The sequence below is a fragment of the Agrobacterium sp. SOY23 genome (genome assembly GCF_027212525.1).
GTDB classification, from domain to species: Bacteria; Pseudomonadota; Alphaproteobacteria; order Rhizobiales; family Rhizobiaceae; genus Agrobacterium; species Agrobacterium tumefaciens_I.
Genome location: NZ_JAPWDT010000008.1, coordinates 281,204 through 305,805, shown reverse-complemented (window position 1 = coordinate 305,805; position 24,602 = coordinate 281,204). Strand labels below are relative to the sequence as shown.

The window sequence follows — 24,602 nt, the reverse complement described above, 5'->3', positions numbered from 1 at the left end:
TGAAGTCTGTTCATCGGAGATCAATATGGCAGCGTCAAGCCAATCCGGCACGGCCAAAAAATTCCTCTGGCTCGCCATCGCCATCGTGGTGGTAATCGGACTTTATACCGCCGGGTGGTTTTACGCCGCCGACAGGTTAAAGCAGACGGTGCTGAACGTCATCGCCCCCTCGCAGGCCCGCAGCGTCAGCGGCGAATGCGGCGATATCGCCTTCAAGGGTTATCCCTTCCGCATTGGCCTTTTCTGCTCCAAGGTGACGGTGGACGATAAGGAGAACGGCGTTTCCGCCTCCTTCGGCGAGCTTCGCTCGGCGGCGCAGGTCTATAATCCCGGCCATATCGTCTGGGAACTCGATTCGCCGGCGGAAATCCGGTCGGCCCACGGCCTGACAATTTCGGCTGCCTGGAAGAACATGCAGTCCAGCATCGTCACCAAGCTGAGGGGCATCGACCGCAGCTCGCTCGTCATCGACGGGCTGAAGGCGCAGGCGGTTTCTTCCGTCACCGGCCAGACCATCGATTTCGATGCCGTCAAGACGGAAATGCATCTGCGCCAGAACGGCGCCGATCTCGACGGCGCGATCACGCTCACCGATTCGGCAACCGTCATCAAGGACTGGCCGCAGGTTCTTCCCCGCCTCGACGCCATCGTTGACGTCACGCTCGCGGGCAAGGCGGGCATGGTGGATGGCAGCGACAAATCCGGCCTTTATGGCACGAGCGGTGAGCTTCGCCGGCTGGTGGCGGATATTGGCGAAGGCCGCACCATGCGCATCAGCGGCCCCTTCTCCTTCGACAATGAGGGTTATCTCTCCGGCCAGTTCAAGCTGGAAATCGAAAAGCTCGGCGCTTGGTCGGACAATGCCAAGCAGGCATTTCCGCAGCTGCAATCCACCATCGATACAGCCCGCAAACTGCTCGGCGCGCTTGCCGGCGGCGGTGACAGGGCATCCGTTGACCTCGTGGTGGATCGCGGTCGCGCCACCGTCAGCGGCTTCATTCCGCTTGGGAAAATCCCGCCGATTTGAGCTGTAGCGCCCCGCTCCGTCACCCCGGACCTGACCGGGGTCCAGCGCGATCAAGCCCTTGATCGCGTAAGACTCACCTCACGGCGCAAACGCGCCGTGGCTGGATGCCGGATCAAATCCGGCATGACGAAGAGAGAAGATCGCGCCTTGTCTTGCAGGCTTACTTCTTCTGATCCAGCGCATGACGCCCGAAGTCCGGCGTATCGACGTCCTGACCGGCCTCGATGATGGAGCGGCGGATGGAGCGCGTGCGGGAAAACAGTTCGAACAGCTTGTCGCCCTCTCCCCAGCGGATCGCCCTTTGCAGGGAAGCGAGGTCTTCGGAGAAGCGCGCCAGCATCTCGAGGATCGCATCCTTGTTGTGCAGGCAAACATCGCGCCACATGGTCGGATCGGAGGCGGCGAGACGCGTGAAGTCACGGAAACCGGAGGCGGAATATTTGATGACTTCCGATTCGGTCACCGTCTCCAGATCATCCGCAGTGCCAACGATATTATAGGCGATGATGTGCGGCAGATGCGAAACGATCGCCAGAACCTTGTCGTGGTGTTCGGCATCCATTTCATCCACGCGCGAACCGAGCGCCCGCCAGAAATCCTGCAGCCTTTCCAGTGCTGCAGCATCCGTGCCCGGCAGCGGCGTGAAGATGCACCAGCGATCGCGGAAAAGACCGGCAAAACCGGCATCCGGACCGGATTTTTCCGTACCCGCCAGCGGATGGCCGGGAATGAAATGCACATTGTCAGGCATATGCGGCGCCATCTGCGCGATGACCGAAGCCTTGGTGGAGCCGACATCGGTGACGATGGCACCCGGCTTCAGATGCGGCGCGGTCTGCTGCGCGACGCTTTCCGAAGCACCGACCGGCACCGAGACGATGACGAGATCGGCGTCCTTCACCGCTTCCGCCGCCGAAACCGTGTAATCCGTGCCGAGCGCCAGTTCTTCCGCCCGTTTCAGCGTGTCTTCGCTGCGGGTGGAAATCGTCACATGGCGGGCAAGCCCGAGCTCCTTGATATCCCGGGCAATCGACGAGCCGATCAGGCCGATGCCGATCAGCGCGATGCGTTCAAACATGATTTCACCCATCACGCCTGCCCCATGAACTCGGTGAGAGCCGCGATGACGCCGAGATTGGCCTCTTCAGAACCGACAGTCATTCGGAGCGAATTCGGGAAACCGTAACCGCGCACCGCACGCAGGATGTAACCGCGGCGGCTCAGGAACTCATCCGCATCCGTCGCGCGCTTGCCGTCCTGATCCGGAAAATGGATAAGGATGAAGTTGGTGACCGACGGCGTGACGGTGAGGCCGAGACCGGCAAAGGCCGTGACCAGCTTTTCCATCCACAGCGCATTGTGCGCCACGGCCTTTTCAACGAAAGCCTGATCGCGGATGGCCGCAGCACCGGCGGCAATGGCCGGCGCGCTCATGTTGAAGGGACCGCGCACGCGGTTCAGTGCGTCGATGACGGCGGCAGGGCCATACATCCAGCCGACGCGCAGGGCAGCGAGGCCATAGACCTTCGAGAAGGTGCGGGTCATCACCACATTGCGGTTGCCGGAGACCAGTTCAAGACCGGCCTCATAGTCATTCTTGCGCACATATTCGGCGTAAGCCGCATCCAGCACCAGCACGACATGCTTGGGCAGACCGGCCTGCAGGCGGCGAATTTCCGCGACGGGAACATAGGTGCCTGTGGGGTTACCCGGATTGGCGACAAACACCATCTTCGTCTTCGGTGTCACGGCGGCGAGGATCGCATCCACATCCACCGCGCAATCCTTTTCCTTCACCGTCACCGGGGTCGCGCCCGCACCCATGATCTGGATCTTGTAGACGAGGAAACCATGTTCGGTGATGATCGCCTCATCGCCGGAACCCAGATAGACGTGGCAAAGCAGGCCGAGAAGCTCGTCCGACCCGTTGCCGCACAGGATGTTCGCAATGTTGAGACCATGCACGTCGGCAATCGCCTGGCGCAGCGCAATCGCCTGACCGTCCGGATAGATTTCCAGATGGCTGGCGGCCGTGCCGAAAGCCTCGATCGCCTTCGGGCTCGGCCCAAGCGGCGTTTCATTGGAGGAGAGCTTATAAACCTTCGCGACGCCGTCCACATGTTCCTTGCCGGGAACATAAGCGGCGATATCCAGAATACCCGGACGCGGAACAGGTTGGCTAAGCTCTGCACTCATTTGATCGACCTTTGGAAAAACGCCGGAGAACCCGGCAACAGCAATGCCGGAGGCATTAGACCGGAATGGGCGCTTTGTCGAGGGTCAGCGCGGCTTTCCTTGGCTTGCAGCCGCGCGGGTGGTGGGCACGCCCTGCGGCGCGAGCACGGGCACAAAAACGCGGCGCGAGGCGCGCTGGGTGACGGGCAATCCCTGATAGAGACGTTTCTGGGCTTCCACCACGATGACGCCGGAAAACAGCGGCCAGAGGCGACGGCCGGTCAGTTCGAGGTAACGGCGGAATTTCAGCACCGGGCGGCTTGTGGTGGGGGGAAAGAACAGCGCCTCGGCGGAAGCACCCGGCGTAAAATTGGTTTCGCGCAGCAGCGCCGTCAGCTGCCCGCGCGAATAGGGCCGGCCGGAACCGAAGGGCGTATGCTCCATGCGCGCCCAGACCCCGCGCCTGTTCGGCACCACGATCACCAGACGGCCACCGGGCGCCAGCACCCGCCAGAGCTCCTTCAAACTCTCACGCGGATTTTCGGCAAATTCCAGCGCATGCACCATCAACACCCGGTCTATCGACGAATCGGGCAATGGCAGTTCCTCATCGAACACCAGCGCGGTGGAGGAAAATTCGCCCGCCGGCCAGTTCACTGCGCCCTGCCCCGCCGGCATGAAGGCGAAGGTACGCTCCGTATCGCGGCGGAACCGTTCCAGAAACGGCACCGCATAACCAAGGCCGACCAGCCGCTCTTCCGGCAAGGGCGGCCACAGCGTCGAAAGCGCCATGGTGATCGCCTGCTCGGCCGAGCGGCCAAGCGGTGAATGATAGAATTCGCGCAGATCGACGATATCGGTATTCATGGCGAGAATGTAGCATCAGGCGGTTGGACTTCAAGGCGTCAGCCCCTACATTGGAAGTCAGTTGGGAAAGTCAGGCGGGCGAATGCGCCGGTTTTGGCCGGCAAACGGAGAGGATACGATGAAACCTTTGGAAATAGACGTCTTTCTTTGCCGCAGCGACAATTTCGGGGTTCTGTTGCACGATCCCGAAAGCGGGGCGACGGCCACCATCGACGCGCCGGAAGAAGGCCCTATCCTGCTCGCTCTCGACGGCCACGGCTGGAAGCTCACCCATATCTTCACCACCCACCACCATCAGGACCATGTGGAGGCCAATCTGGCGCTGAAGGACAAGTTCCGCTGCGAGGTGCACGGCCCCTATGACGAGGCGATTGCGATCCCTGGCCTCGACCGCTCGCAGGCCGATGGCGACGAATTCGAATTCGCCGGCCGCCGCGTTCAGGTCATCGCCACACCCGGCCATACGGCGGGTCATATCTGCTATTATCTGCCGGATGACGGCCTGCTGTTTGCCGCCGATACGCTGTTCGCCATGGGCTGCGGCCGGCTGTTCGAACGCCCGGCGGCCGATATGTGGCACTCCTTCCAGAAATTGATGGCCCTGCCGGATGAGACCAAGGTCTATTTCGGCCACGAATATACGCTTGCGAATGCACGCTTTGCCCTCACCGTCGATCCCGACAATGCCGTGCTGAGCGCGCGTGCGGCAGGCATCGAGAAGGCGCGTCAGGCGAATGAATTCACTATTCCCACCACCATCGGGCTCGAAAAACAGACCAACCCCTATATGCGGGTGGCCGATGCCGGCATCCGCAGACATCTGGGCCTTGAAAGCGCCACGGACGCCGATGTCTTTGCCGAAATCCGTACACGCAAGGATAATTTCTGATGGCAACGGATCTGTCAGCGCAGGCGATCATTCGCGAACTGGGGCTGGAGCCGCATCCGGAAGGCGGATTCTACCACCAGACTTTCCGCGACACGGTCGGCGGCGAGCGCGGCCATTCCACGGCAATCTATTATCTTCTGGAAAAGGGTGAGCGTTCGCACTGGCACCGGGTCGCCGATGCGGTAGAGGTCTGGCACTATTATGCCGGCGCGCCGATCGCGCTGCATCTTTCGCAGGACGGCCGGGAGGTGCAGACCTTCACGCTTGGCCGCGCCATTCTGGAGGGAGAGCGTCCACAGGTGATCGTGCCGGCCAATTGCTGGCAATCGGCGGAAAGCCTCGGCGATTTCACGCTCGTCGGCTGCACCGTCTCGCCGGGCTTTGCCTTTTCGAGCTTCGTCATGGCCGAACCCGGTTGGTCGCCTGGGCATGTGCCCTGAACCTACAGAAATCGCCTGTGGAGTGAGTGAGCACCACAAGTTTCTTCTCCCCGAGGGGGAGAAGTCCGCGGCAGCGGGATGAGGAGGCTAGAGTCGTGAGATACGGCAACGGCGCCCCCTCATCCGACCCTTCGGGTCACCTTCTCCCCGGCGAGGAGAAGAAATACGCCGCAACGTCTGCTTTTCTTACGCCACCGTCAGCTTTGGTCAGCCGCCATATTTCGTAGCGGTAATATAAACCTGCCCCACCCGCGTCGGGATGATCGCATAAACGGGCGCATAGACATCCATATTGTTCGACTTGGCGAACCAGATCTCCATGGAAATGGATTTCAGATATTCGATATCCTTGCGTCCCTGCCGGTAACCCGACTTCGGCACGTAACGCGCCTTGCAGACGATGGCGTCGCCGCTGAAGCCATTGGTCTTGAACGGCTTGGTGCCGCTGGAGCTCAAAACGAGATCGAGTCGCGACTCACCGTCATAGATCGGCAGGCGCGTCGGGCAGATGCGGCCGCCGGCGGGAATGATGAGGCCGGAAATCGGATCGAGAACCGAGCGAAGATCACGGTCCTTCACGTCCACCCAATTGTCCGGCCGGGCCTTCGGTTCGGGTTTCACCGTCGTCGATGTGACGTTACCGTTGCGATAGACCACATCATAGGTTCGCACGCGCTTGCCGTCCTTGTAGACCAGCGAATATTCGTTGGCCTGCAGCCGGTGGCCGCGCTTGGCGCCGGAGACCGTCGTCTTGCCGGAAATATCCTTCAGAATGCTGGCAAGGCCGGCGGCGCTGAAGGAACCGGAGATCGAATAGTTCGGTCCGTCCATGCGAGTCGAAAAACTCGCCCGCGCGATCGGCAGAATGCCGAGATTGATGCTGTATTCGCTTGTGTGGCGCGCTTCGGCGGCGAGCGAGGGGGAGACGCCCGCAAACACCATAGCAGCGGCCACGAAAATGCTTTTTCCTCTGGCAATCATTTCGATATCACCTTAAAAGAGGCGCGGAAGCGGCCTTATCGGGCGATCATATACGCTGACTTGTGGCAATAAAAAAGCGGACGACGGTTGAAAACGCCGGAATTTCCTTTGATTTGATCGCGAGCGGCTTGACTGTTCAGTCTCGTCTGACTATAGAACCGCAACTTTCCAATCATGGCCAGTTGGATTGCCACCCCGGTTTTGCCGGTGGCGAGCCAGTGGCGAAACAGACGAAACGAAATAGGTGTACCCATGTCCCGTGTATGCGAATTGACCGGCAAGGGCGTCCAGACGGGCAACAACGTCAGCCACGCCAACAACAAGACCAAGCGCCGGTTCCTTCCGAACCTCTGCCAGGTCACGTTGATCTCCGATGCTCTCGGCCAGCGCTTCCGCCTGCGTGTTTCCGCAGCCGCTCTGCGCTCCGTTGAACACCGTGGCGGCCTCGATGCCTTCCTTCTGAAGTCCGGCGAAAACGAACTGAGCATGCGCGCTCGTCTCCTGCGCCGCCAGATCGCCAAGAAGACGGCTGAAGCTGCTTAATAGCGGTTTTGACATCATCTGATATTCAGAAGGCTTGAATGGCTTTTGCCGCTCAAGCCTTTTGTTTGTTCCAGATTTTAGGTACATCGGGTCTATGGAAACCGTTTGAGACGTTTCCTTCCGATGTTTGGCTCCAACTGGTGGCATCACCCAGGATAAAAAAATGCCCTATCTGCGCTTTACGCTTATCTATGTTCTGCTGATGACGCTCGTCGTCGTCGCCTCCAATATTCTGGTGCAATATCCGCTGTCGGGCTCGCTGTTTGGTATCAGCCTCGGCGACCTTCTGACCTGGGGTGCCTTCACCTATCCGATCGCCTTCCTCGTCACCGACCTGACGAACCGCCAGTTCGGCCCTTCGGTCGCGCGCCGCGTTGTGCTTGCCGGCTTCGTGGTTGGCGTCACGCTGTCCTTCTGGACATCCATCCCCCGCATCGCCGTCGCCTCCGGCACCGCCTATCTGATCGGCCAGCTGCTCGATATTTCGGTCTTCAACCGCCTGCGCCGCCAGCGCTGGTGGCATGCGCCGCTTGCCGGTTCCATGCTGGGTTCGGTGCTGGATACGGCCCTGTTCTTCTCCATCGCCTTTGCGGCAAGCTTCTCCTTCGTCGGCCCCAATGATGCCTTCGCCATCGAGAACGCGCCGGTGCTCGGCGTCTTCGCTCTGGAAGCCCCCCGGTGGATTTCCTGGGCGCTGGGTGATCTTTCGGTGAAGGTCCTCGTCGGCCTCGTCATGCTCCTGCCCTACGGCGCGCTGATGAACACGCTGAAGCCGATGCCAGGCGCCGCCAAATCGGCCTGACATCTCCGTTGACCGGGTTTGCAAGCGTGGAACAAATCGCGCTTGCAAACCCGCTGACGGCATTGCAGTCTGCCGTCCGTGACACAGCGCGGAGGCAGGCTGACATGCAGATCAAGGACGTTATCGACATTGTGGATGCGACGAGCGCCACGCTTTCGGGCTCCAGCTTCGATAACGTCAATCTGTCGGGGACGGTCTTCAACAATGCCAACCTGGCCGGCACGCGCTTCAACGACATCAACTTTTCCGGTGCATCGTTTACGGACAGCAACATGTCCGGCTGGTCGATTGATGACGTCAATTTTTCCGGTCTGAAACTGAGCAATTCAAATCTGTCCGGCACGCAGATAACGGCATGCCGGATGACCGGCATGAAGATCGACGGCATCCCTGTCGAGGATCTCCTGGCTGCCTACAAGGCCGCACAAGAGCAGGCCTGATATTCACTCCACCAGCTTGAATTCCAGCATCAGATTGCGCTGGAGAAACGAGTGGTTGTCATCGGAAACGATGATGAGACGCGTGGAGCCATCCGGCCCCTTCACCACATCCATGCCTTCCATATTGTCGATCTGGTAGGCCATGCCCGCTTCCAGCAGGACTTCGCCATCCACCACCGCACCCGGCTTGATGTCTCCCCCGCGGATGCGGCGGATACGCATGCCAACGCCTTCGGCGAAGTTGAAGCGTCGCTCCAGAAGCAGCAGATCACCATTGGGCAGGAAAGCGCCGTCCGTCACATCGAATGACGGGTGGTGGGTGACGGCAAATGTGCCCTTCAGCGGACCTTCCAAAATGGCGGCGAGAAGATTGCCATCCGCATCGATGCTCTTCTCAGCCACCACGACCAGAGCGCCAGCGAGCGGTGAATCGGTTGGCGATAACGCCAGGGCCTCCATGCCGCCATTATGGCGCAGCTCGTTACTGGGGATGAGATATGGCAGGCGGCCAAGCGGCTTTGACGTTGCAAAACCTGGATCGGGATAGATATCGATCCTGTGCCGCTGCTCGTAGCTGACGAAGACCCTGTCGCCGCGCAGGGCCAGCCCTTCCGCGTCCATCTCCATCTTGCGTGGCGGTTCGCGTCCGCCCATGTCCAGCATGGGGGTGATACGGACGTCAGCAAGTCCGGACAGCGCGCCGGCCGCATCGCGCGTGACCCTGCCCGTCAGCCAGTGGCCGGTATCCAGCACCGCAATAAACTCCTGCCCGTCGGGGCGGAAACGGATGGAGGATATCGCCCCGAACAGCTTTTCGGGCGCGCTCATCACCATGCCGCCGACAAATTCCAGTTTGCCGAAACGTTTTGTGCTGGTGCCGACCTCGAAAGAGGACAGGAGACGCGCGCTCACCGGCACATCGATGGTGGAGGCGCCGATGGAAACCGGGAATAGTGCTCCAGCCGCCAGAATAGCGGCCATCATGAAAGTTTTGCAGGCGGAAGAAGCCCGGCCCCGCTTATCCCGCACGGCGAACCCTGCGGGACGAACCGGAAGCACCGCTCGTATCCTCGAAGAGGGCCGCAAGCTGCTCGGTCATTGCGCCGGCCAGTTCGTCCGCATCCACGATGGTGACGGCGCGGCGGTAATAACGCGTCACATCATGGCCGATACCGATCGCCAGCAGCTCGACGGGCGACCGCGTTTCGATCTGCTCGATGACGGCGCGCAGGTGCCGTTCCAGATAGTTGCCCGGATTGACCGACAGGGTCGAATCATCCACCGGCGCACCGTCCGAAATCATCATCATGATCTTGCGCTGCTCGGGGCGGCCGATCAGGCGGTTATGCGCCCACATCAGCGCCTCGCCATCGATGTTTTCCTTCAGCAGGCCTTCGCGCATCATCAGGCCGAGATTGCGCCTCGAACGCCGCCATGGCGCATCCGCCGACTTGTAGATGATATGGCGCAGATCATTCAGACGGCCCGGCGAAGCGGGCTTGCTGTTCGCCAACCACTGTTCGCGCGACTGCCCGCCCTTCCACGCCTTGGTGGTGAAGCCGAGGATCTCCACCTTCACGCCCGAGCGCTCCAGCGTGCGTGCCAGAATATCGGCGCAGGTGGCTGCAACGGTGATCGGACGGCCGCGCATCGAACCGGAATTATCGATGACAAGCGAAACCACGGTATCGCGGAACTTGGTGTCGCGCTCCTTCTTGAAGGAAAGCGGCTGCATGGGGTCGATGATGAGCCTGACGAGACGGGCCGGGTCGAGATAACCCTCTTCCAGATCAAAATCCCAGGAACGGTTCTGCTGCGCCATCAGGCGGCGCTGCAGCCGGTTCGCCAGCCGCCCGACGGCGCCCTGAAGATGGGCAAGCTGCTTGTCCAGGAAGGCGCGCAGACGGTCAAGCTCGGCCTCGTCACAGAGTTCCTCAGCGCGGATTTCCTCGTCGAACTCCTCGGTGAAGATGCGATAATCGACCTTCTCGTTGAAATCGTCGAAGGGGCTGTTGGGGCGGCGGGTCTCGCCGGGCGTTTCGGAATCCTCGTCGAGATCGTCGGACATTTCCTCGTCCGACATCTCGGCGCCGTCCATCTCGCCTTCTTCCATTTCCTCCTGCGAGGCCTCGTTTTCATCGGCGGGCGTCGCATCGGAGCCGGCCTCTTCCTCGACCTGCTCTTCTTCGGTCTCGTTGGTGCGCGGCTGGTCCTCGTTGGACTCCGCTTCCTGGCTCTCAGGCTCGTTATCCTCGTCGCCGAAATCCTCCGCCATCTGCATGGAGGTCAGCATCTTGCGCACCAGCCGCGAAAACGCCTTCTGGTCGGTGATAACGCTTGAGAGATCTTTAAGGTCGCCGGCTGCCTTGTCCTCGATGAAATCGCGCCACAGATCGACAACCTTGCCGGCGCTTTCCGGCGGCTTCTCGCCGGTCAGCTTCTCGCGCACCAGAAGCGCCACGGCTTCCGCGAGCGGCGCATCATCCTTGTTGCTGATGCCGGCGAAATTCGCCTTGGCGTATTTCTCGGTGTTCATGGCATGGATGTTGGAGGCCATGCCCGGCATGCGCAGCGCGCCGATGGATTCCACACGCGCCTGTTCGACGGCATCGAAAATCAGCCGCGCTTCGGCGCCCTGCGGCGACATTACCGCATGGGTATCGGCATCATGGCAGGCGAGACGCAGGGCCATGGAATCGCCGAGGCCACGCGTGATGGCGATTTCCTGTGCGGTGGGTTTCTTGGAGATTTCCGGCAGGCGCATGCGCTCGCCGGCAAGGCCCGGCCGCTCATTGGCGAAAACGACCTCGACTTCGGCATCGCCGGCAACCGATCGCACACATCCGGCAATCGCCTGACGCAACGGCTCCGTATCGATCGCCGTACCCGGTTTCGCTCTGGAATTGTCGCCGCGCCCTGCCATTGTCTTTCCTGTCATTCGTCGGCGCCTGCGGCACGCCCATCCTCAGGATGCGCGGCCGGCCGGCGTCTTCAAGTCATCGGTGATCTTCTCCGGACAAGCCGGGGAGATCAGGCGCTGAGAACGATGTTCGCGGCGCTTTCCTTCAGCTCGACGCCGAAGGCGCGCTGATATTGCTCGGCCACCAGCGTGCGCTCCAGTTCATCGCACTTGTTGAGGAAGGTCACGCGGAAGGCAAAAGCGAGATCGCCGAAGATTTCCGCATTTTCCGCCCAGGTGATGACGGTACGCGGGCTCATGACGGTGGAAAGATCGCCATTGATGAAGGCCGAACGGGTGAGATCGGCCACGCGCACCATCTTGGAAACGGTTTCACGGCCCTTCGGATTGTCAAAGCTCTTCACCTTGGCGGCGATGATGTTCACTTCCTGCTCATGCGGCAGATAGTTCAGCGTGGTGACGATGGACCAGCGGTCCATCTGCGCCTGGTTGATCTGCTGCGTGCCATGGTAAAGGCCGGTCGTATCGCCAAGACCGATGGTGTTCGCGGTCGCGAAAATGCGGAAGGCGGGGTGAGGACGGATGACGCGGCTCTGATCGAGCAGGGTCAGGCGGCCGGAGGATTCCAGCACGCGCTGGATGACGAACATCACGTCCGGGCGGCCGGCATCATATTCATCGAAAACGAGCGCGACATTGTGCTGGTAAGCCCAGGGCAGGATGCCGTCCTTGAATTCGGTAACCTGCTTGCCGTCCTTCAGAACGATGGCATCCTTGCCGACGAGATCGATACGGCTGACATGGCTGTCGAGGTTGACGCGTACGCAGGGCCAGTTGAGGCGGGCCGCAACCTGCTCGATATGGGTGGATTTACCCGTGCCGTGGAAACCGGAAACCATGACGCGTCGGTTGTGAGCAAAACCGGCGAGGATCGCAAGCGTCGTATCGCGGTCGAAAAGATAGTCGGGATCGAGATCCGGCACATAGGCGTCGCCCTGCGTATAGGCGGGAACCCGCAGATCCGTATCAATGCCGAAAACCTCCCGCACGGACACCGTCGTGTCGGGCAGGTTGGAAATATCAAGGTCGATTTTGCTCATCACGTCTCCAAGGCGGGCGGCAGCCACCCGGCCACATCATCAATCAGGCGGTAAACACGTAAGTTGGCTTAGCAGAAACCTGACTGCTTTAACAATTGATATGCTTGAACAACAGCCCGAAAACGCTCTTCCGAACCACGATCGCCACCATTAGCATCAGGATGGTGCTTTTTGACAAGCTCCTTGTAGCGCCTTTTTATGTCTTCCTGCTTTGCGCTGGAAGAAAGACCGAGCGTATCGAAGGCTTTTGCCTCCAGCGTCTTCAGCTTGCGGTCCTGCTGCATGCGGGTACCGCCTGCCCTCGAGCCACCCGCAAAACCGCCGGCAAAGCCGAAAGGATCGCGGATACGGGCATTGCCGCTGGCCGTGCCGGAGCGCAGCGTGGAATGCAGCGGGCTGTCGCGGGCCGTCTTGTTCACGCCCACCGTCCAGGTGGGGCGATGGCCGGTGATCGCTTCCTTCTGGTAACGGGCGATCTCGCTGTCAGAGAGGCCGGAAAAATAATTATAGCCCTTGTTGTATTCCTTCACGTGCTCAAAACAGAACAGGAAGAATTGCCCCTCGGCATTGCGGCCGACGGGTGCCCGGTGAATACCCGGCTTGTCGCATCCGTCCCACTGGCAGGTCGGGGCCTGAACCTCAGGTTCCCGCTCCCTTTTCCGGCGCGTGCGGATGCGATCGAAATATTTCGAATCCAGTTTCATGATGCCCTGATTATGGGGTGCGAAAAGCCGCACAACAAGAATTGACAAAGCGGAATGTTACAGGCTTTTAGGGAGCCCCCTTCAAAGACCGGCAAACAGAATTGGAGCCCTTCAAATGTCCCTGCGAGAGCGCATAGAAACCAAGCTCAGGGAGAGCTTTTCACCGGAGCGCCTGAGGGTTGTGGATGAAAGCCAGATGCATGCGGGCCACCAGCCGGATATCACCGGCACGGGCGAGACGCATATGCGTGTTCAAATAGTGTCTGAAAGCTTTTCCGGCAAGTCTCGCGTCGAGCGCCACCGGGCGATCAACGCGCTTTTGAAGCCGGAACTCGACGCAGGGCTGCATGCGCTCGCGATCGAGGCGGCGGCACCGGGGGAAACGGTGCGGTTCTAGTCGCGCAGCATTGCTTTCGTATTTTCGGGCTAAGAATCCAGTTCGCTGAAAGATTCTGCATTACAAGAGAAACTTAACTCGACGGATGACCCGAATGTCGGCAGCAGACGCCTCCTCGCTCCGCATCGCCATAATCGGCAATAGCGGCTCCGGCAAAAGCAGTCTCGCGTCAAAATTCGGTTCGGCGCTGAAATTGCCCGTTTACGATCTCGATCACCTGCACTGGCAGGAAGACGGCCGCAAACGGGACGAGGAGGAAGCCAGACTTCTGGCGACCGGCCACGCCAATACCAGCGACTGGATCATCGAAGGCGTCTATGGCTGGCTGGTTGAAACGGCGCTGCCTAAAGCAAACGCGCTGATATGGCTCGACCTGCCCTGGGCCGAATGTCATGACGGCCTGTTGCGGCGCGGCACACAGCACGGCGAGACCGAGAGCGATCAGGCGGCACTTCTGGCATGGGCAGGAGATTACTGGACGCGAACGACGTCATCCTCCTTTGCAGGGCATCTGCAGCTTTATGAAGCCTTCGGTGGCGGCAAGATCCGCCTTAAAACCCGGGCCGAGGCTGCGGCGCTATCGCCTCAAGCGATAAAACGTCTGGCCAATGAGGCCGGGGCCTTCTGATCAGGGAGTGATTTCAGGTGGTTCACCCCGGATGCTTCTCCGTCAGGAAGGACTGCACCTCGGACGCCGCGACATCGTCGGCCACGAAGGACTGGCCGATGCCGTGGGTGAGGATGAAGGTGAGCTTGCCGCCCTTGACCTTCTTGTCCTGCGCGATTGCCGCCATCAGGGTTTCGACCGGCGGCAATTCGCCGGGAATGTCCTTCATCGTTGTCGGCAGGCCGACGGCCTTCAGATGCGCCTCGACGCGCGCGGCATCGTCAGGGCTTGCTAGGTTGAGGCGGGCGGAGAACTGGTGCGCCAGCACCATGCCGATGGCGACACCTTCGCCGTGCACCAGCCGCTTGCTGTCGTAATTGGTCGCCGCTTCCAGCGCGTGACCGAAGGTGTGGCCGAGGTTCAGAAGGGCGCGGACACCGTTTTCCTTCTCGTCGGCCACCACCACATCGGCCTTGGCCTGGCAGCTCGTGGCAATCGCCTGGATGCGGGCCGGGCCACCGGTGCGGATGTCGTCCCAGTTCTTTTCCAGCCAGAAGAAGAAATCCGGCTTGTCGATCAGACCGTATTTCACCACTTCGGCATAACCGGCGCGGAATTCCCGCGGGCTCAGCGTATCGAGTACCGCCGTATCCGCCAGCACCAGATCGGGCTGATGGAAAACACCGATGAGGTTCTTGCCGTGGCGGGTATTGATGCCGGTCTTGCCGCCGACGGAGGAATCGACCTGCGACAGAAGCGAGGTCGGGATCTGAACGAAGCGCACACCACGGCGGACGATACCTGCGGCAAAACCCGCAAGATCGCCGATCACACCGCCGCCGAGCGCGATGACCGCATCGTTGCGCTCCACCCTTGCGGCCAGAACCGCGTCGCAGACGGTAACGAGATGCTCGAAGCTCTTGGTCTTTTCGCCGGCCGGCAGGGTCAGCGAAACGGCCTCGATGCCGTCCGTCTGCAAACCGTCCATCAGGCCTTCGAGGTAAAGCGGCGCAACATGCTCGTCGGTGATGATCGCCGCGCGTCTGCCCTTCAGCCGCGCTGAAATCTCGCCGCCCGCCCTGCCGATCAGCCCCGGCCCGATCAGAATGTCATAGGCGCGCTCGCCGAGCGGCACATGGACGAGACGTTCATCGGCGTGGATTTCGGAAGGCGTCATGGTGGTCAGTCTTTCTGTTCGAGGCCGGCTATGGCCGTCAGCACTTCGGTCGCGATGATCTCCTTGCGGACATCCCGGGACATGATCGTCAGATCCGCTTCCGCATAGATCGGATAACGTTTCTCCATCAGGGAGGCCAGCGTGGCCTTGGGGTTCTCGGTCTTCAGAAGCGGACGGTGATCGCGCTTGTTGACCCTTTCCCACAGAACCTCGAGATCGGCCTTCAGCCACAGCGAAATGCCGCCGCGCCGGATATGCCCGCGGGTATTGTCGTTGATGAAGGCGCCGCCACCGGTGGAAATGACCTTGGGGCCGCCGCGCAGCAGGCGCTTGATGACCCGTGTCTCAAGAGCCCGGAACTCCTCCTCGCCATAGGTGGCGAAAAGCTCCGATATCGTCATGCGCGATACGCGCTCGATTTCGACATCCGTATCAATGAAAGGAACCTTGAGCTGCTGGGCAACCATGCGGCCAACCGCCGACTTTCCAGCCCCCATCAGCCCGACGAAGACGATGTTGCGCCGTCCGAGCTTTGCCCGTGCTTGCTCCCCGAGTGTGGCCGGGACGGATAAATTCGTTTCATTCATAAATTTGAAAGCCCGTTTGGCATGGATATCTGCAAATGTTTACGAAGCGTCAAGCCAAATTGCTGACTGAATTGCGGTGAATCACAATGATCGCCGCATGCGGCGCGGGGTGGAGCAGGCTTTTTGACCTTGTCGCCGCTTTCGCCGCACCGCATATAGATTTCGACCGCCACCTGCACGGAGCCGCCATGCCCACCCTCTTCCGCTTCACGATGATACTGGCGACCATCGCGGGGCTGATCTATGGCGGCATGGTGCTGCTTGTCATGGTCGTTCAGCCGCGCGACCGCGAGGTGACCGTGCGCATTCCCTCCGAGCGGCTGAACCCGCCCGCCACGGAACCGGCAAGGCGCACCCCATGAGCGGACAACAGACGGCAGGGCGCGACGGCGCGCGGCTTGAAAGTTTTCTGGAGATGATGAGCGCCGAGCGCGGTGCCGCCGCCAATACGCTCTCTTCCTATGAGCGCGACCTTTCCGACCTGCGCGAATTTCTCTCCGGTCGCGGCCAATCCCTGACGGAAGCGCAGACATCGGACCTTTCCGCCTATCTGACCCATCTTTCCGCTCAGGGGTTTGCCGCAACCTCGCAGGCGCGGCGTCTCTCCTCCATGCGGCAGTTCTATCGCTTTCTTTATTCGGAAGGGCTGCGCGGCGATGACCCGACCGGCATCATCGATGCGCCCAGGAAGGGCCTCGCCCTGCCGAAAACGATGAGCGTGGCCGATGTGAACCGGCTTCTTGGGCTTGCGGCACAGGAAGCGGCAACCGCAGGTCCCGGCCAACTTGCCCGCATCCGCATGCATGTGTTGCTCGAACTTCTTTATGCCACCGGCATGCGTGTCAGCGAGCTGGTCTCGCTCCCCGTCAAGGTGCTGCGCCAGGAAGGCCGCTTCCTGATGATCCGCGGCAAGGGCAACAAGGATCGTATGGTGCTTCTTTCGCGCGCCGCCATCGAGGCCATGGAAAAATACGAGGCCGCCCGAAAGGCGCTCGCACCGGAGAAAAGCAAAGCGGCCGCTTCGCAGAAAAAACCGGAGACACCGGAGAGCCCGTGGCTCTTTCCTTCGAGCGGCAAGGAAGGGCATCTGCCCCGCCAGGTCTTCGCCCGTGACCTCAAGGACATCGCCATTCGTGCGGGCCTAACCCCGTCCGCTGTATCGCCGCATGTGCTGCGCCACGCCTTCGCCAGCCACCTGCTGCAGAACGGTGCGGATTTGCGCGCGGTACAGGAACTGCTCGGCCATTCCGACATTTCCACGACACAAATCTATACACATGTGCTGGAAGAACGCTTGCAAGAGCTGGTACAAACACATCACCCCCTTGCCAAACAGGGCAAAAACCTTGATTAGAGCGACCGGAACCGCCGGATAATCCGGTCAAACCTTGCGCAAAACGATCGGAAACGGATCTCATGCACAATTATCTCGACTTCGAAAAACCTATCTCGGACCTTGAGGGCAAGATCATCGAGCTGAAGAAGCTTGCCGATGAAGACGAGAGCATAGACACCTCGGAGGAGATCAACCGCCTGGAATCGCGCGTCAACGACGCGATGCAGGACATCTATTCCAAGCTGAACGCCTGGCAGAAAACGCAGGTCGCGCGTCACCCGCAGCGTCCGCATTTCGTCGATTACGCCAAGGCGCTGTTTACCGATTTCACGCCGCTGGCCGGTGACCGCAAATTTGCCGAAGACGCCGCCATTCAGGCCGGCCTCGGCCGTTTCAACGGTCAGCCCGTCGCCATCATCGGCCAGGAAAAGGGCAACGACACCAAAAGCCGCCTGAAGCATAATTTCGGCAGCCCGCGCCCGGAAGGTTACCGCAAGGCGATCCGCGTGCTGGAACTGGCAGATCGCTTCTCGTTGCCGGTCGTCACCCTCATCGATACCGCAGGTGCCTATCCCGGCGTCGGCGCGGAAGAGCGCGGCCAGGCCGAGGCCATCGCCCGCTCGACGGAAATGTGCCTCAACGTGAAGGTGCCGATCGTTTCCGTCGTCATCGGCGAAGGCGGCTCGGGCGGCGCGATCGCGATCGCCACCGGCAACCGCGTCTACATGCTCGAACATGCGATCTATTCGGTGATCTCTCCGGAAGGTGCCGCCTCCATTCTCTGGCGCGATTCGACCCGCGCCAAGGAAGCCGCAACCAACATGAAGATCACCTCGGAAGATCTGAAGTCGCTCGGCGTCATCGATGGAATCATCCCCGAGCCGATCGGCGGCGCGCACCGCGCACCGGAAACCGTCATCAAAGCGACCGGCGACGTGATCGCCAAGGCGCTTGCCGATCTTTCCCAGCGTTCCGGCACACAGCTGCGCGCTGAACGCCGCCAGAAATTCCTGGATATCGGCCGGAATCTCTAGAGCATTTCCGTCAAAAGTGCGTAGCGGTTTTACGCCCGGCAAATGCGTTCAAAGAAAAAGTCAGATCGTTTGGCGGTTCGAAGAACAGCTAAAACAATCCGACTCCGGCCTTAATTTCCGGCAAGATCGCCCCAACTCGGCCATAGTCCGGTCACATCAACAGATGTATCGGCGGCCGCGGGGGCGGATCCGATTTGAGTTAAGAAGATGTAAACGGTTAATACCGTATTTAAATTGCACACGGAACGGTATAGAACTGCCGCCGTTTCGTGCCATCGTCTTTCGGATCAGATCATGCGTTTGACACATTTTGCACTTCTTGCCTGCACCGCGCTCGTTCTTGCCGGCTGCAACGATACGCTCGAAACCGTCGAACGCGACGTTTCCCACGTTAAGAACAAGGTCGATTACCCGCTGTCTCCGGCTATTCTGGCCGAGATCGACAAGCGGGGCATGGACCGCACCTCACCGATCATGATCCGCATCTTCAAGGAAGAAGGCGCGCTGGAAATCTGGAAGGCCAGGCGCGACAACCGTTTCGAGAAGATCGCCGGCTACGAGATTTGCGCCTGGTCCGGTAAACTCGGCCCCAAGGTGAAGGAAGGCGACCGCCAGGCGCCGGAAGGTTTCTACAACCTGACGCCTGCGCACCTTAACCCGAATTCCAAATATTACCTCGCCATCAATACCGGTTTTCCGAACCGTTACGATGCAGCCAATGGCCGCAACGGCACCAATCTGATGATCCATGGCGCCTGCTCGTCCTCCGGCTGTTATTCGATGACGGATGCGCAGATTCTTGAAATCTACGGTTTTGCGCGCGACGCCTTCAAGGGCGGCCAGAAGACCGTGCAGCTGCAGGCCTTTCCCTTCCGCATGACGGCGGAAAACATGGCCCGCCATCGCCAGAGCGAACATCTCGAATTCTGGAAGATGCTGAAGGTCGGTTACGACAATTTCGAAGTGACCAAGCGTCCGCCGGAAGTGAATGTCTGCGAGAAGAAATATGTCTTCAACCAGCAGACGGAAGGCGGCAGCTTCAACGCCGCCGCCCAGTGCCCGCCGATGAGCACGCCGCCGGCACTCATCAGCGCGCTTTCAAGCTACGAAAAGACCTATGATCTCGCCTATGAAAAGGCGATGAAGAAATATGACGGCATGGCCTGGTACGACCCGAGCGAGGCCGAGCGCAAGGCGCTGGTGGCCGAAAAGCGCAAGGGCCGCGAACCCGCATACGCCCCGACCGGCTCGGCGCTGAAGGCCGGCAAGCTGATGAAGGAAACAGAATATGCCGCGTTGATGGAGAAAAAGGCGCAGCAGGTTACGTCGTCCTCACCAGCGACGTCCGCGACCGCCTCTGCCCTGCGCGGCCCGCGCCCTTCGGCGACCCAACCCGCCGCCCCGCAATCGAACCCGGCGCCAGCGGCCCCGACCATGGTTGCCGCGGCTACCCCCGCAGCGGCTGGCCAGACCAGCACTGCCGCCCAGGGCGTACCGGTCCCGACCATGAACCCGCTCGCCTATTCCCCCGCCCCGGCACCGGAAGCACCGGAAAAGAAGCCCTTCTGGAAGTTCTGGGCCAAGGAATGAACGACACGGCCGAGATTGTTTATGATTTGAGGGGGCTTAAATGCCCCCTTCCGGTTTTGAGAAGCCGCAAGAAACTCGCCACCCTCAAGGCCGGCGATATTCTGACCGTCGAGACGACCGACCCTCTTGCGGTGATCGATATTACCCATATGTGCAATGAGGACGGGCATCGGTTGGTCGAGGCCGTTGCGGTGGACAAGGGGCATCGGTTTCGGATCGTGAAGGGCGGGTAAACCGACATTTGACGGCACCAGCCGCGGTTACCCCCTCTGCCCTGCCGGGCATCTCCCTCTCAAGGGGGGGAGATCAGCAAGATGTATCGTCGTCACTACAATCGCAACGGTGAAGTTGGGCGAAACCCAGCCGCGAGTCGATCTCCCCCCTTGCGGGGGAGATGTCCGGCAGGACAGAGGGGGGTGAACCACACCCGCCGACCTCGCCCATCACGGCACGACCTAAAACCGCAACCCCGAAACCGCCAGCGGATTATCCGTCATCGCCTGCCTGTCCGGCCGGTCAATGCCCGGCGTTCCCGTGAAGGCCGCAAACAGGTCCTTCACGAAGGCCTCCGGCAGATCCTTCGTGATCAGCACCATACGTGTGCGCTGGTCCGCCGGGTCCGGCCAGGCCGCGAGGCGTTCCGGCGTGTGGAAAATGTTCTGCACCCCATGCAGCACCAAAGGCCGGCCCGGATTGTCCGACAATTTGACGATGGCCTTCATGCGCAGCAGTTTTTCGCCATGGGCCGAACGCAGCAAATCTACAAACATATCGATCGCCATCGGCTCGATCGGCTTGTCATGAATGATCGAGAAGGAGCGGATCGACGCGTCATGCCGATTCACATCATGATGATGATCGTGGTCGCCATGATGGTGGTGATGGCCGTGCGCGTGATCATGCTCATGGTCTTGATCATGACCGGACTCTTCCCCCAGCCAGCGGCCGACATCGGCATTTTTGCTGGAAACATCGTAAAGGCCGTTGTCGAGAAGCCCTGCGGCACTCCAGTCGGTTTTGTCGCCATCCTCGATTGTCGCGCGCGGGTTCAGCGCCTCAAGGCGCGCCGTCAGTGCGGCAATCGTGGCAGCATCGGCAAGTGCCCGCTTGGTCATCACCAGCCGGTCGGCCACCGCCGCCTGTTTCACCGCTTCCTCGTGATTGTCGAGCGTGGACAGGCCGTTGACGGCATCCACCACCGTGACCATGCCGCTCAGCACGAAATTCTGCGCAATGACCGGATTACCCATGACCGACTGCATGACAGGGGCGGGATCGGCAAGACCCGTAGTCTCGATCACCACCCGCTTGACCGGCTTCAGCTTGCCGGTCTGGATACCATCCATGAGTTCCGCCAGCGTATCCACCAGCTCACCCCGCACCGTGCAACACAGGCAACCTTCCGCCAGCTCGATGATGCCTTCGCCGGCGCTTTCGACCAGCATGTGATCGATGCTGACATCGCCGAATTCATTGATGATGATCGCGGCATCGCTCATCTCAGGGTCTTTGAGAAGCCGATTGAGCAGCGTCGATTTTCCGGCGCCGAGAAAGCCGGTGATGATGGAAACCGGAATGCGATCGCGAGACATGCCTTGCCTGTATGGTGATGGCTGCCCCGGCATGCCATTGCGTAAGACAAGAGCCGGAACCGCACGGAACAAAAAGAAATCGCCCGGGGCAAAAGCCACGGGCGCCATCGTAATATCATAACATCAGCAAGCTGCGAATACATAAACCGCATCGCGGCGGCCGCGAAGCCCGTTGCCGGCGATCAGAATGTCGGACGCGGAATCGGGATCGGCACATTGGCCACTTCGCCCTTGCCGGCAGCGCCCTTGGCGGTATTCACCGCCACGGTCTCGCTGCCCGGAATGAGACCGGCGAAGGAATATTCCGGTGGCCGGGTCATTTCCTTGACATAGGGCGAATGGATGACCATACGACCCGTCTCATCGCGGCTTTCGCTGCGCACCTTGGCAGCCTTCGGGTTACAAATCTCGGCACTGACGTCGTTCACATCACCGGTCTCGCCATAGGGCGCGAGCGCGGCAAGCGAAACACCCTGACCGGAAGGCGCCGTCAGCCCCATCTGCAAGAGATCGGCGGACTGGTCGGTTCGCCCGGCAAGGCTATCCGCGCCCAGCACCACCGTGATGACCGAGCGGCCATTGCGCACGGCGGACGAGACCTGGTTGAAGCCCGAGGCACAGATGAAGCCGGTCTTCATGCCATCCGCACCATCGAAACGGCCGACCAGCATGTTGAAGTTGGCGTAGTTCTTCTTGCCGGTGCTGACACCTTCCAGCGAGAAATAGCCGGCATATTCCGGGAATTCCCGCTTGATGATCAGCGCCAGCAGCGCAAGGTCACGCGCCGTCGTATATTGCCCCTTGCCGGGCAGGCCGTTGGCATTGATGTAGTGGGTGGAGCTCATGCCCAGCCGCTGCGCCTGCGCATTCATTTGCGCCACGAAATTGTCGCTGGTGCCGCCGATGGTTTCGGCGATCGCCACGGCGATGTCATTGGCGGATTTGATCAGCAGCAGCTTCAGCGCGCTGTCCATCGTCAGCTTCTGGCCCGGCTTGAAATACATTTTAGAGGCCGGCTGGTCGGCGGCCTTCTTGCTCATCACCACTTCCGTCTGCGGGCTGATCTTGCCGGCCTTCATCTGCGAAAAGGCGATATAGGCGGTCATCAGCTTGGTCAGCGAAGCCGGATACCATTTGCGGAAGGCTTCCTGATGGGAAATCACCTTGCCGGTTTTGACATCCACCACCATTTTCGGATTGGCATTGGCCACGGGCACTGCTGCAACAAGGCCTGCGGTGACGATGGCAATGGTTGCGGAAAGCCGGCGGGCGGCGTTTGGCGATTTCACTGTGTTTGGCAAGGCTAGTCCTCGAATTCCCGTCTTCGGTCGGGGAATGGCAATATTCACCATATATGTCCTAGCAATGGCAAAGTACATTGATTACGTCAATTATGCGGCGCACTATCCACCACGGAGGATGGGCTTTTACCACATGCCGCACCGATGAACCCAGGAATGAACGAATGCCAATTTTGAACAGAGCCGCCGAACTTCAGCAGGAAGTCAGCGAATGGCGGCGTCACCTGCATGAAAACCCCGAGATTTTGTATGACGTCGACAACACCGCGGCCTTTGTCGCGGAGAAGCTGAAATCCTTTGGCGTTGACGAAATCGTGACCGGTCTCGGCCGCACCGGGGTAGTGGGCATCATCAGAGGCAATCTTCCGGGTAATCGTACCATTGGCTTCCGGGCGGATATGGACGCGCTGCCCATCCTCGAGGAAACCGGCAAACCCTGGGCCTCGAAAACGGCGGGTGCAATGCATGCCTGCGGCCATGACGGCCACACCGCGATGCTGCTCGGCGCCGCCAGATACCTCACCGAGACCCGCAATTTCACCGGCTCGATCGCTGTCATCTTCCAGCCCGCCGAAGAAGGTGGTGCTGGCGCGCTCGCCATGGTCGAGGACGGCCTGATGGAGCGTTTCGGCATCAACGAGGTCTACGGCATGCACAATATGCCGGGCATTCCGCTCGGCGCCTTCGCCATCCGCAAGGGCGGCATCATGGCGGCGCCGGACAAATTCTCCATCACCGTCAAGGGCCGTGGCGGCCATGCGGCACAGCCGCACCGCACCATCGATCCCATCACCATCGGCGCACAGATCGTCGGCAACCTGCAGATGATCGCCTCGCGCAATGCCGATCCGATCCGCTCGGTGGTCGTCTCCGTCACCCGGTTCCACGCCGGCTCCAGCCACAACATCATCCCCAACGAGGCGCTGATCGCCGGCACCGTGCGCAGCCTGGATGAAACGGTGCGCGATCTCGCGCAGGAGCGCATCAAACAGATGGCGGAAGGCATAGCACTCGCCAATGGCGCGGAAGCGGAAGTCGTCTATGAGCGTTATTGCCCTGTCACTTTCAACCATTCGGCCGAAACCGACCACGCCATCCTCGTTGCCCGTGATGTGGCGGGTGAACCGAATGTCGACCCCGATGTAGACCCCTCCATGGCGGGCGAGGATTTCTCCTTCATGCTGAAGGAAAGACCGGGCTGCTTCATCTTCATCGGCAATGGCGATTCGGCCGGGCTTCACAATCCCGGCTACGATTTCAACGACGACGCCATCGCCTACGGCATTTCCTACTGGGTGAAGCTGGCCGAACAGCGTCTGGCGAACTGACCGCCGACTTACGGAAAGAAAGCCGAGGAAGAGATCGACCGCGATGCAGAACGCGGTTGATCCGCAGGCATCGTCGGGTTAAAGAGCAATTCAGTGTCCACGTAGCTCAGCAGGATAGAGCACAGGATTCCTAAGGTAAATTGGGGGTTGCGCCCGGAAACGACGCAATCGATCTGCTCAAAGTCGGGGAAAGCTTCGCTGGTCTTCCAGCATGCCAATCCCGAGCCAAGCTCCGGAGAAATCCGGTGAAGGTGTAGAGACTGGATGGGCAGCACCTAAAGGCCGCAAGGTCCATGGTGAAGGGACAGTCCAGACCACGAACGTTCTGTCGTTAGCGGCAGGACGGCGGCTAAAGCCGAAGTGGTATGAATCCTGGGGTCGGAGGTTCGAATCCTCTCGTGGACGCCATTTCTCCTGAATTCTCCTCATAGTAGAGCTTAGGCACAAGGTGAAATTCACCTCACTTCTGAAAAATCTCGGAAAACAGAAGTAAAATAATAATATTTCCGGCTTTTATTTAGAATTAATCCATACAAGAAAAATACTACCCCCAGAAAACACCGAGATAACACAGTACAATTCTGTTATTTTCTTGATTTAATTAATAATATTTTACAGTTTTAGCATAAAAAATCGAATAAATATAATAATTTACGATTGTATTTCAATTTGTAAATTGATTTTACCGCCGACTGAGACGCGCGCCCTCAGGTGCAAACCCAATAAAACACGCCAAAGTTGACTAAGGATACAGAATCATCCTTA

26 protein-coding genes are annotated in these 24,602 nt (G+C 60.0%); 14 read left to right on the top strand and 12 right to left on the bottom strand.

The features are described 5' to 3' along the window. Positions 1 to 25: 25 nt before the first annotated feature. Complete coding sequence (locus O3S81_RS22285) at positions 26 to 1,027, top strand: DUF2125 domain-containing protein (RefSeq protein ID WP_269346746.1); 1,002 nt, start codon at positions 26 to 28, stop codon at positions 1,025 to 1,027. Between the two features lie 160 nt (positions 1,028 to 1,187). On the opposite strand, the gene O3S81_RS22280 is transcribed toward O3S81_RS22285, so the two are convergent. From O3S81_RS22280 to O3S81_RS22270, 3 genes are all read right to left on the bottom strand, one after another. Beyond that, positions 1,188 to 2,117, bottom strand: a complete 930-nt coding sequence (locus O3S81_RS22280) for a prephenate/arogenate dehydrogenase family protein (protein WP_269346744.1) — start codon at positions 2,115 to 2,117, stop codon at positions 1,188 to 1,190. After that, positions 2,117 to 3,223 (bottom strand): histidinol-phosphate transaminase, encoded by a 1,107-nt coding sequence (gene hisC / locus O3S81_RS22275; protein WP_269346743.1) that lies wholly within the window; start codon positions 3,221 to 3,223, stop codon positions 2,117 to 2,119. The genes O3S81_RS22280 and hisC overlap by 1 nt, the downstream gene beginning before the upstream one ends. A gap of 84 nt (positions 3,224 to 3,307) precedes the next feature. Next, positions 3,308 to 4,069 (bottom strand): class I SAM-dependent methyltransferase, encoded by a 762-nt coding sequence (locus tag O3S81_RS22270; protein ID WP_269346742.1) that lies wholly within the window; start codon positions 4,067 to 4,069, stop codon positions 3,308 to 3,310. Positions 4,070 to 4,187: 118 nt separating this feature from the next. Here O3S81_RS22270 and gloB point away from each other — a divergent pair, with 118 nt between their 5' ends. After that, positions 4,188 to 4,958 carry a hydroxyacylglutathione hydrolase gene (gloB, locus tag O3S81_RS22265; RefSeq protein WP_269346740.1) on the top strand — a complete coding sequence of 257 codons (771 nt, stop codon included), beginning with the start codon at positions 4,188 to 4,190 and terminating at the stop codon, positions 4,956 to 4,958. Next, the gene (locus tag O3S81_RS22260) at positions 4,958 to 5,398 is read left to right on the top strand and encodes a cupin domain-containing protein (protein ID WP_269346739.1); all 441 of its coding nucleotides are present in this window, start codon (positions 4,958 to 4,960) and stop codon (positions 5,396 to 5,398) included. Before gloB ends, O3S81_RS22260 begins: the two co-directional genes overlap by 1 nt. A 207-nt stretch (positions 5,399 to 5,605) precedes the next feature. Here the strand turns inward: O3S81_RS22260 and O3S81_RS22255 are convergent, their stop codons facing one another. After that, positions 5,606 to 6,379, bottom strand: coding sequence for a DUF3108 domain-containing protein (locus tag O3S81_RS22255; RefSeq protein ID WP_269346738.1), 774 nt, complete (start codon positions 6,377 to 6,379; stop codon positions 5,606 to 5,608). Positions 6,380 to 6,631: 252 nt separating this feature from the next. On the opposite strand from O3S81_RS22255, the gene rpmB reads away from it, so the two are divergent. The 3 genes from rpmB (at position 6,632) to O3S81_RS22240 (ending at position 8,164) form a co-directional block, all read left to right on the top strand. Further along, on the top strand, positions 6,632 to 6,922 hold the full coding sequence (gene rpmB, locus O3S81_RS22250; RefSeq protein ID WP_003509888.1) for a 50S ribosomal protein L28: 291 nt from the start codon (positions 6,632 to 6,634) through the stop codon (positions 6,920 to 6,922). A 163-nt stretch (positions 6,923 to 7,085) separates the two neighbouring features. After that, positions 7,086 to 7,724: a queuosine precursor transporter gene (locus O3S81_RS22245; RefSeq protein ID WP_269346733.1), complete on the top strand. Its 639-nt coding sequence runs from the start codon at positions 7,086 to 7,088 to the stop codon at positions 7,722 to 7,724. A 104-nt stretch (positions 7,725 to 7,828) separates the two neighbouring features. Continuing rightward, positions 7,829 to 8,164, top strand: coding sequence for a pentapeptide repeat-containing protein (locus O3S81_RS22240; protein WP_269346731.1), 336 nt, complete (start codon positions 7,829 to 7,831; stop codon positions 8,162 to 8,164). Between the two features lie 3 nt (positions 8,165 to 8,167). Here O3S81_RS22240 and O3S81_RS22235 read toward each other — a convergent pair whose 3' ends face one another. The 4 genes from O3S81_RS22235 to O3S81_RS22220 all read right to left on the bottom strand — a co-directional run bounded on the left by O3S81_RS22235 (position 8,168) and on the right by O3S81_RS22220 (position 12,888). After that, a complete protein-coding gene (locus O3S81_RS22235; protein WP_269346787.1) occupies positions 8,168 to 9,145 on the bottom strand; it encodes an esterase-like activity of phytase family protein in 978 nt (325 codons plus the stop codon). Between the two features lie 37 nt (positions 9,146 to 9,182). After that, positions 9,183 to 11,087 (bottom strand): cobaltochelatase subunit CobT, encoded by a 1,905-nt coding sequence (gene cobT, locus O3S81_RS22230; RefSeq protein WP_269346785.1) that lies wholly within the window; start codon positions 11,085 to 11,087, stop codon positions 9,183 to 9,185. A gap of 107 nt (positions 11,088 to 11,194) precedes the next feature. Next, positions 11,195 to 12,184 carry a cobaltochelatase subunit CobS gene (cobS, locus tag O3S81_RS22225; RefSeq protein ID WP_269346729.1) on the bottom strand — a complete coding sequence of 330 codons (990 nt, stop codon included), beginning with the start codon at positions 12,182 to 12,184 and terminating at the stop codon, positions 11,195 to 11,197. 68 nt (positions 12,185 to 12,252) lie between these two features. After that, positions 12,253 to 12,888, bottom strand: a complete 636-nt coding sequence (locus O3S81_RS22220; protein WP_269346727.1) for a J domain-containing protein — start codon at positions 12,886 to 12,888, stop codon at positions 12,253 to 12,255. A 115-nt stretch (positions 12,889 to 13,003) separates the two neighbouring features. Between O3S81_RS22220 and O3S81_RS22215 the strand changes: the two genes are divergently transcribed. Further along, positions 13,004 to 13,285, top strand: a complete 282-nt coding sequence (locus O3S81_RS22215; protein ID WP_080838071.1) for a BolA family protein — start codon at positions 13,004 to 13,006, stop codon at positions 13,283 to 13,285. A gap of 94 nt (positions 13,286 to 13,379) precedes the next feature. Continuing rightward, a complete protein-coding gene (locus O3S81_RS22210; protein WP_269346724.1) occupies positions 13,380 to 13,913 on the top strand; it encodes an AAA family ATPase in 534 nt (177 codons plus the stop codon). A gap of 22 nt (positions 13,914 to 13,935) precedes the next feature. On the opposite strand, the gene aroB is transcribed toward O3S81_RS22210, so the two are convergent. Next, positions 13,936 to 15,069 carry a 3-dehydroquinate synthase gene (aroB, locus tag O3S81_RS22205; protein WP_269346723.1) on the bottom strand — a complete coding sequence of 378 codons (1,134 nt, stop codon included), beginning with the start codon at positions 15,067 to 15,069 and terminating at the stop codon, positions 13,936 to 13,938. Between the two features lie 5 nt (positions 15,070 to 15,074). Then, complete coding sequence (locus O3S81_RS22200; RefSeq protein WP_269346722.1) at positions 15,075 to 15,656, bottom strand: shikimate kinase; 582 nt, start codon at positions 15,654 to 15,656, stop codon at positions 15,075 to 15,077. Positions 15,657 to 15,844: 188 nt separating this feature from the next. Here O3S81_RS22200 and O3S81_RS22195 point away from each other — a divergent pair, with 188 nt between their 5' ends. The 5 genes from O3S81_RS22195 to O3S81_RS22175 all read left to right on the top strand — a co-directional run bounded on the left by O3S81_RS22195 (position 15,845) and on the right by O3S81_RS22175 (position 19,849). Next, positions 15,845 to 16,018 carry a hypothetical protein gene (locus tag O3S81_RS22195; protein ID WP_063950103.1) on the top strand — a complete coding sequence of 58 codons (174 nt, stop codon included), beginning with the start codon at positions 15,845 to 15,847 and terminating at the stop codon, positions 16,016 to 16,018. Continuing rightward, positions 16,015 to 17,010 (top strand): site-specific tyrosine recombinase XerD, encoded by a 996-nt coding sequence (gene xerD / locus O3S81_RS22190; RefSeq protein WP_269346721.1) that lies wholly within the window; start codon positions 16,015 to 16,017, stop codon positions 17,008 to 17,010. The genes O3S81_RS22195 and xerD overlap by 4 nt, the downstream gene beginning before the upstream one ends. A gap of 62 nt (positions 17,011 to 17,072) precedes the next feature. Further along, positions 17,073 to 18,026 carry an acetyl-CoA carboxylase carboxyltransferase subunit alpha gene (locus O3S81_RS22185; RefSeq protein ID WP_269346719.1) on the top strand — a complete coding sequence of 318 codons (954 nt, stop codon included), beginning with the start codon at positions 17,073 to 17,075 and terminating at the stop codon, positions 18,024 to 18,026. Positions 18,027 to 18,320: 294 nt separating this feature from the next. Then, positions 18,321 to 19,616 carry a L,D-transpeptidase family protein gene (locus O3S81_RS22180; protein ID WP_269346717.1) on the top strand — a complete coding sequence of 432 codons (1,296 nt, stop codon included), beginning with the start codon at positions 18,321 to 18,323 and terminating at the stop codon, positions 19,614 to 19,616. Further along, positions 19,613 to 19,849 (top strand): sulfurtransferase TusA family protein, encoded by a 237-nt coding sequence (locus tag O3S81_RS22175; RefSeq protein ID WP_269346715.1) that lies wholly within the window; start codon positions 19,613 to 19,615, stop codon positions 19,847 to 19,849. The genes O3S81_RS22180 and O3S81_RS22175 overlap by 4 nt, the downstream gene beginning before the upstream one ends. A 222-nt stretch (positions 19,850 to 20,071) precedes the next feature. Here O3S81_RS22175 and O3S81_RS22170 read toward each other — a convergent pair whose 3' ends face one another. Beyond that, on the bottom strand, positions 20,072 to 21,208 hold the full coding sequence (locus O3S81_RS22170; protein WP_269346714.1) for a CobW family GTP-binding protein: 1,137 nt from the start codon (positions 21,206 to 21,208) through the stop codon (positions 20,072 to 20,074). Between the two features lie 182 nt (positions 21,209 to 21,390). Next, entirely contained in the window at positions 21,391 to 22,509 is a 1,119-nt protein-coding gene (locus O3S81_RS22165; protein WP_269346713.1) for a D-alanyl-D-alanine carboxypeptidase family protein, read from the bottom strand. A gap of 164 nt (positions 22,510 to 22,673) precedes the next feature. On the opposite strand from O3S81_RS22165, the gene O3S81_RS22160 reads away from it, so the two are divergent. Then, complete coding sequence (locus O3S81_RS22160) at positions 22,674 to 23,837, top strand: M20 aminoacylase family protein (RefSeq protein ID WP_269346711.1); 1,164 nt, start codon at positions 22,674 to 22,676, stop codon at positions 23,835 to 23,837. Positions 23,838 to 24,602: the final 765 nt, after the last annotated feature.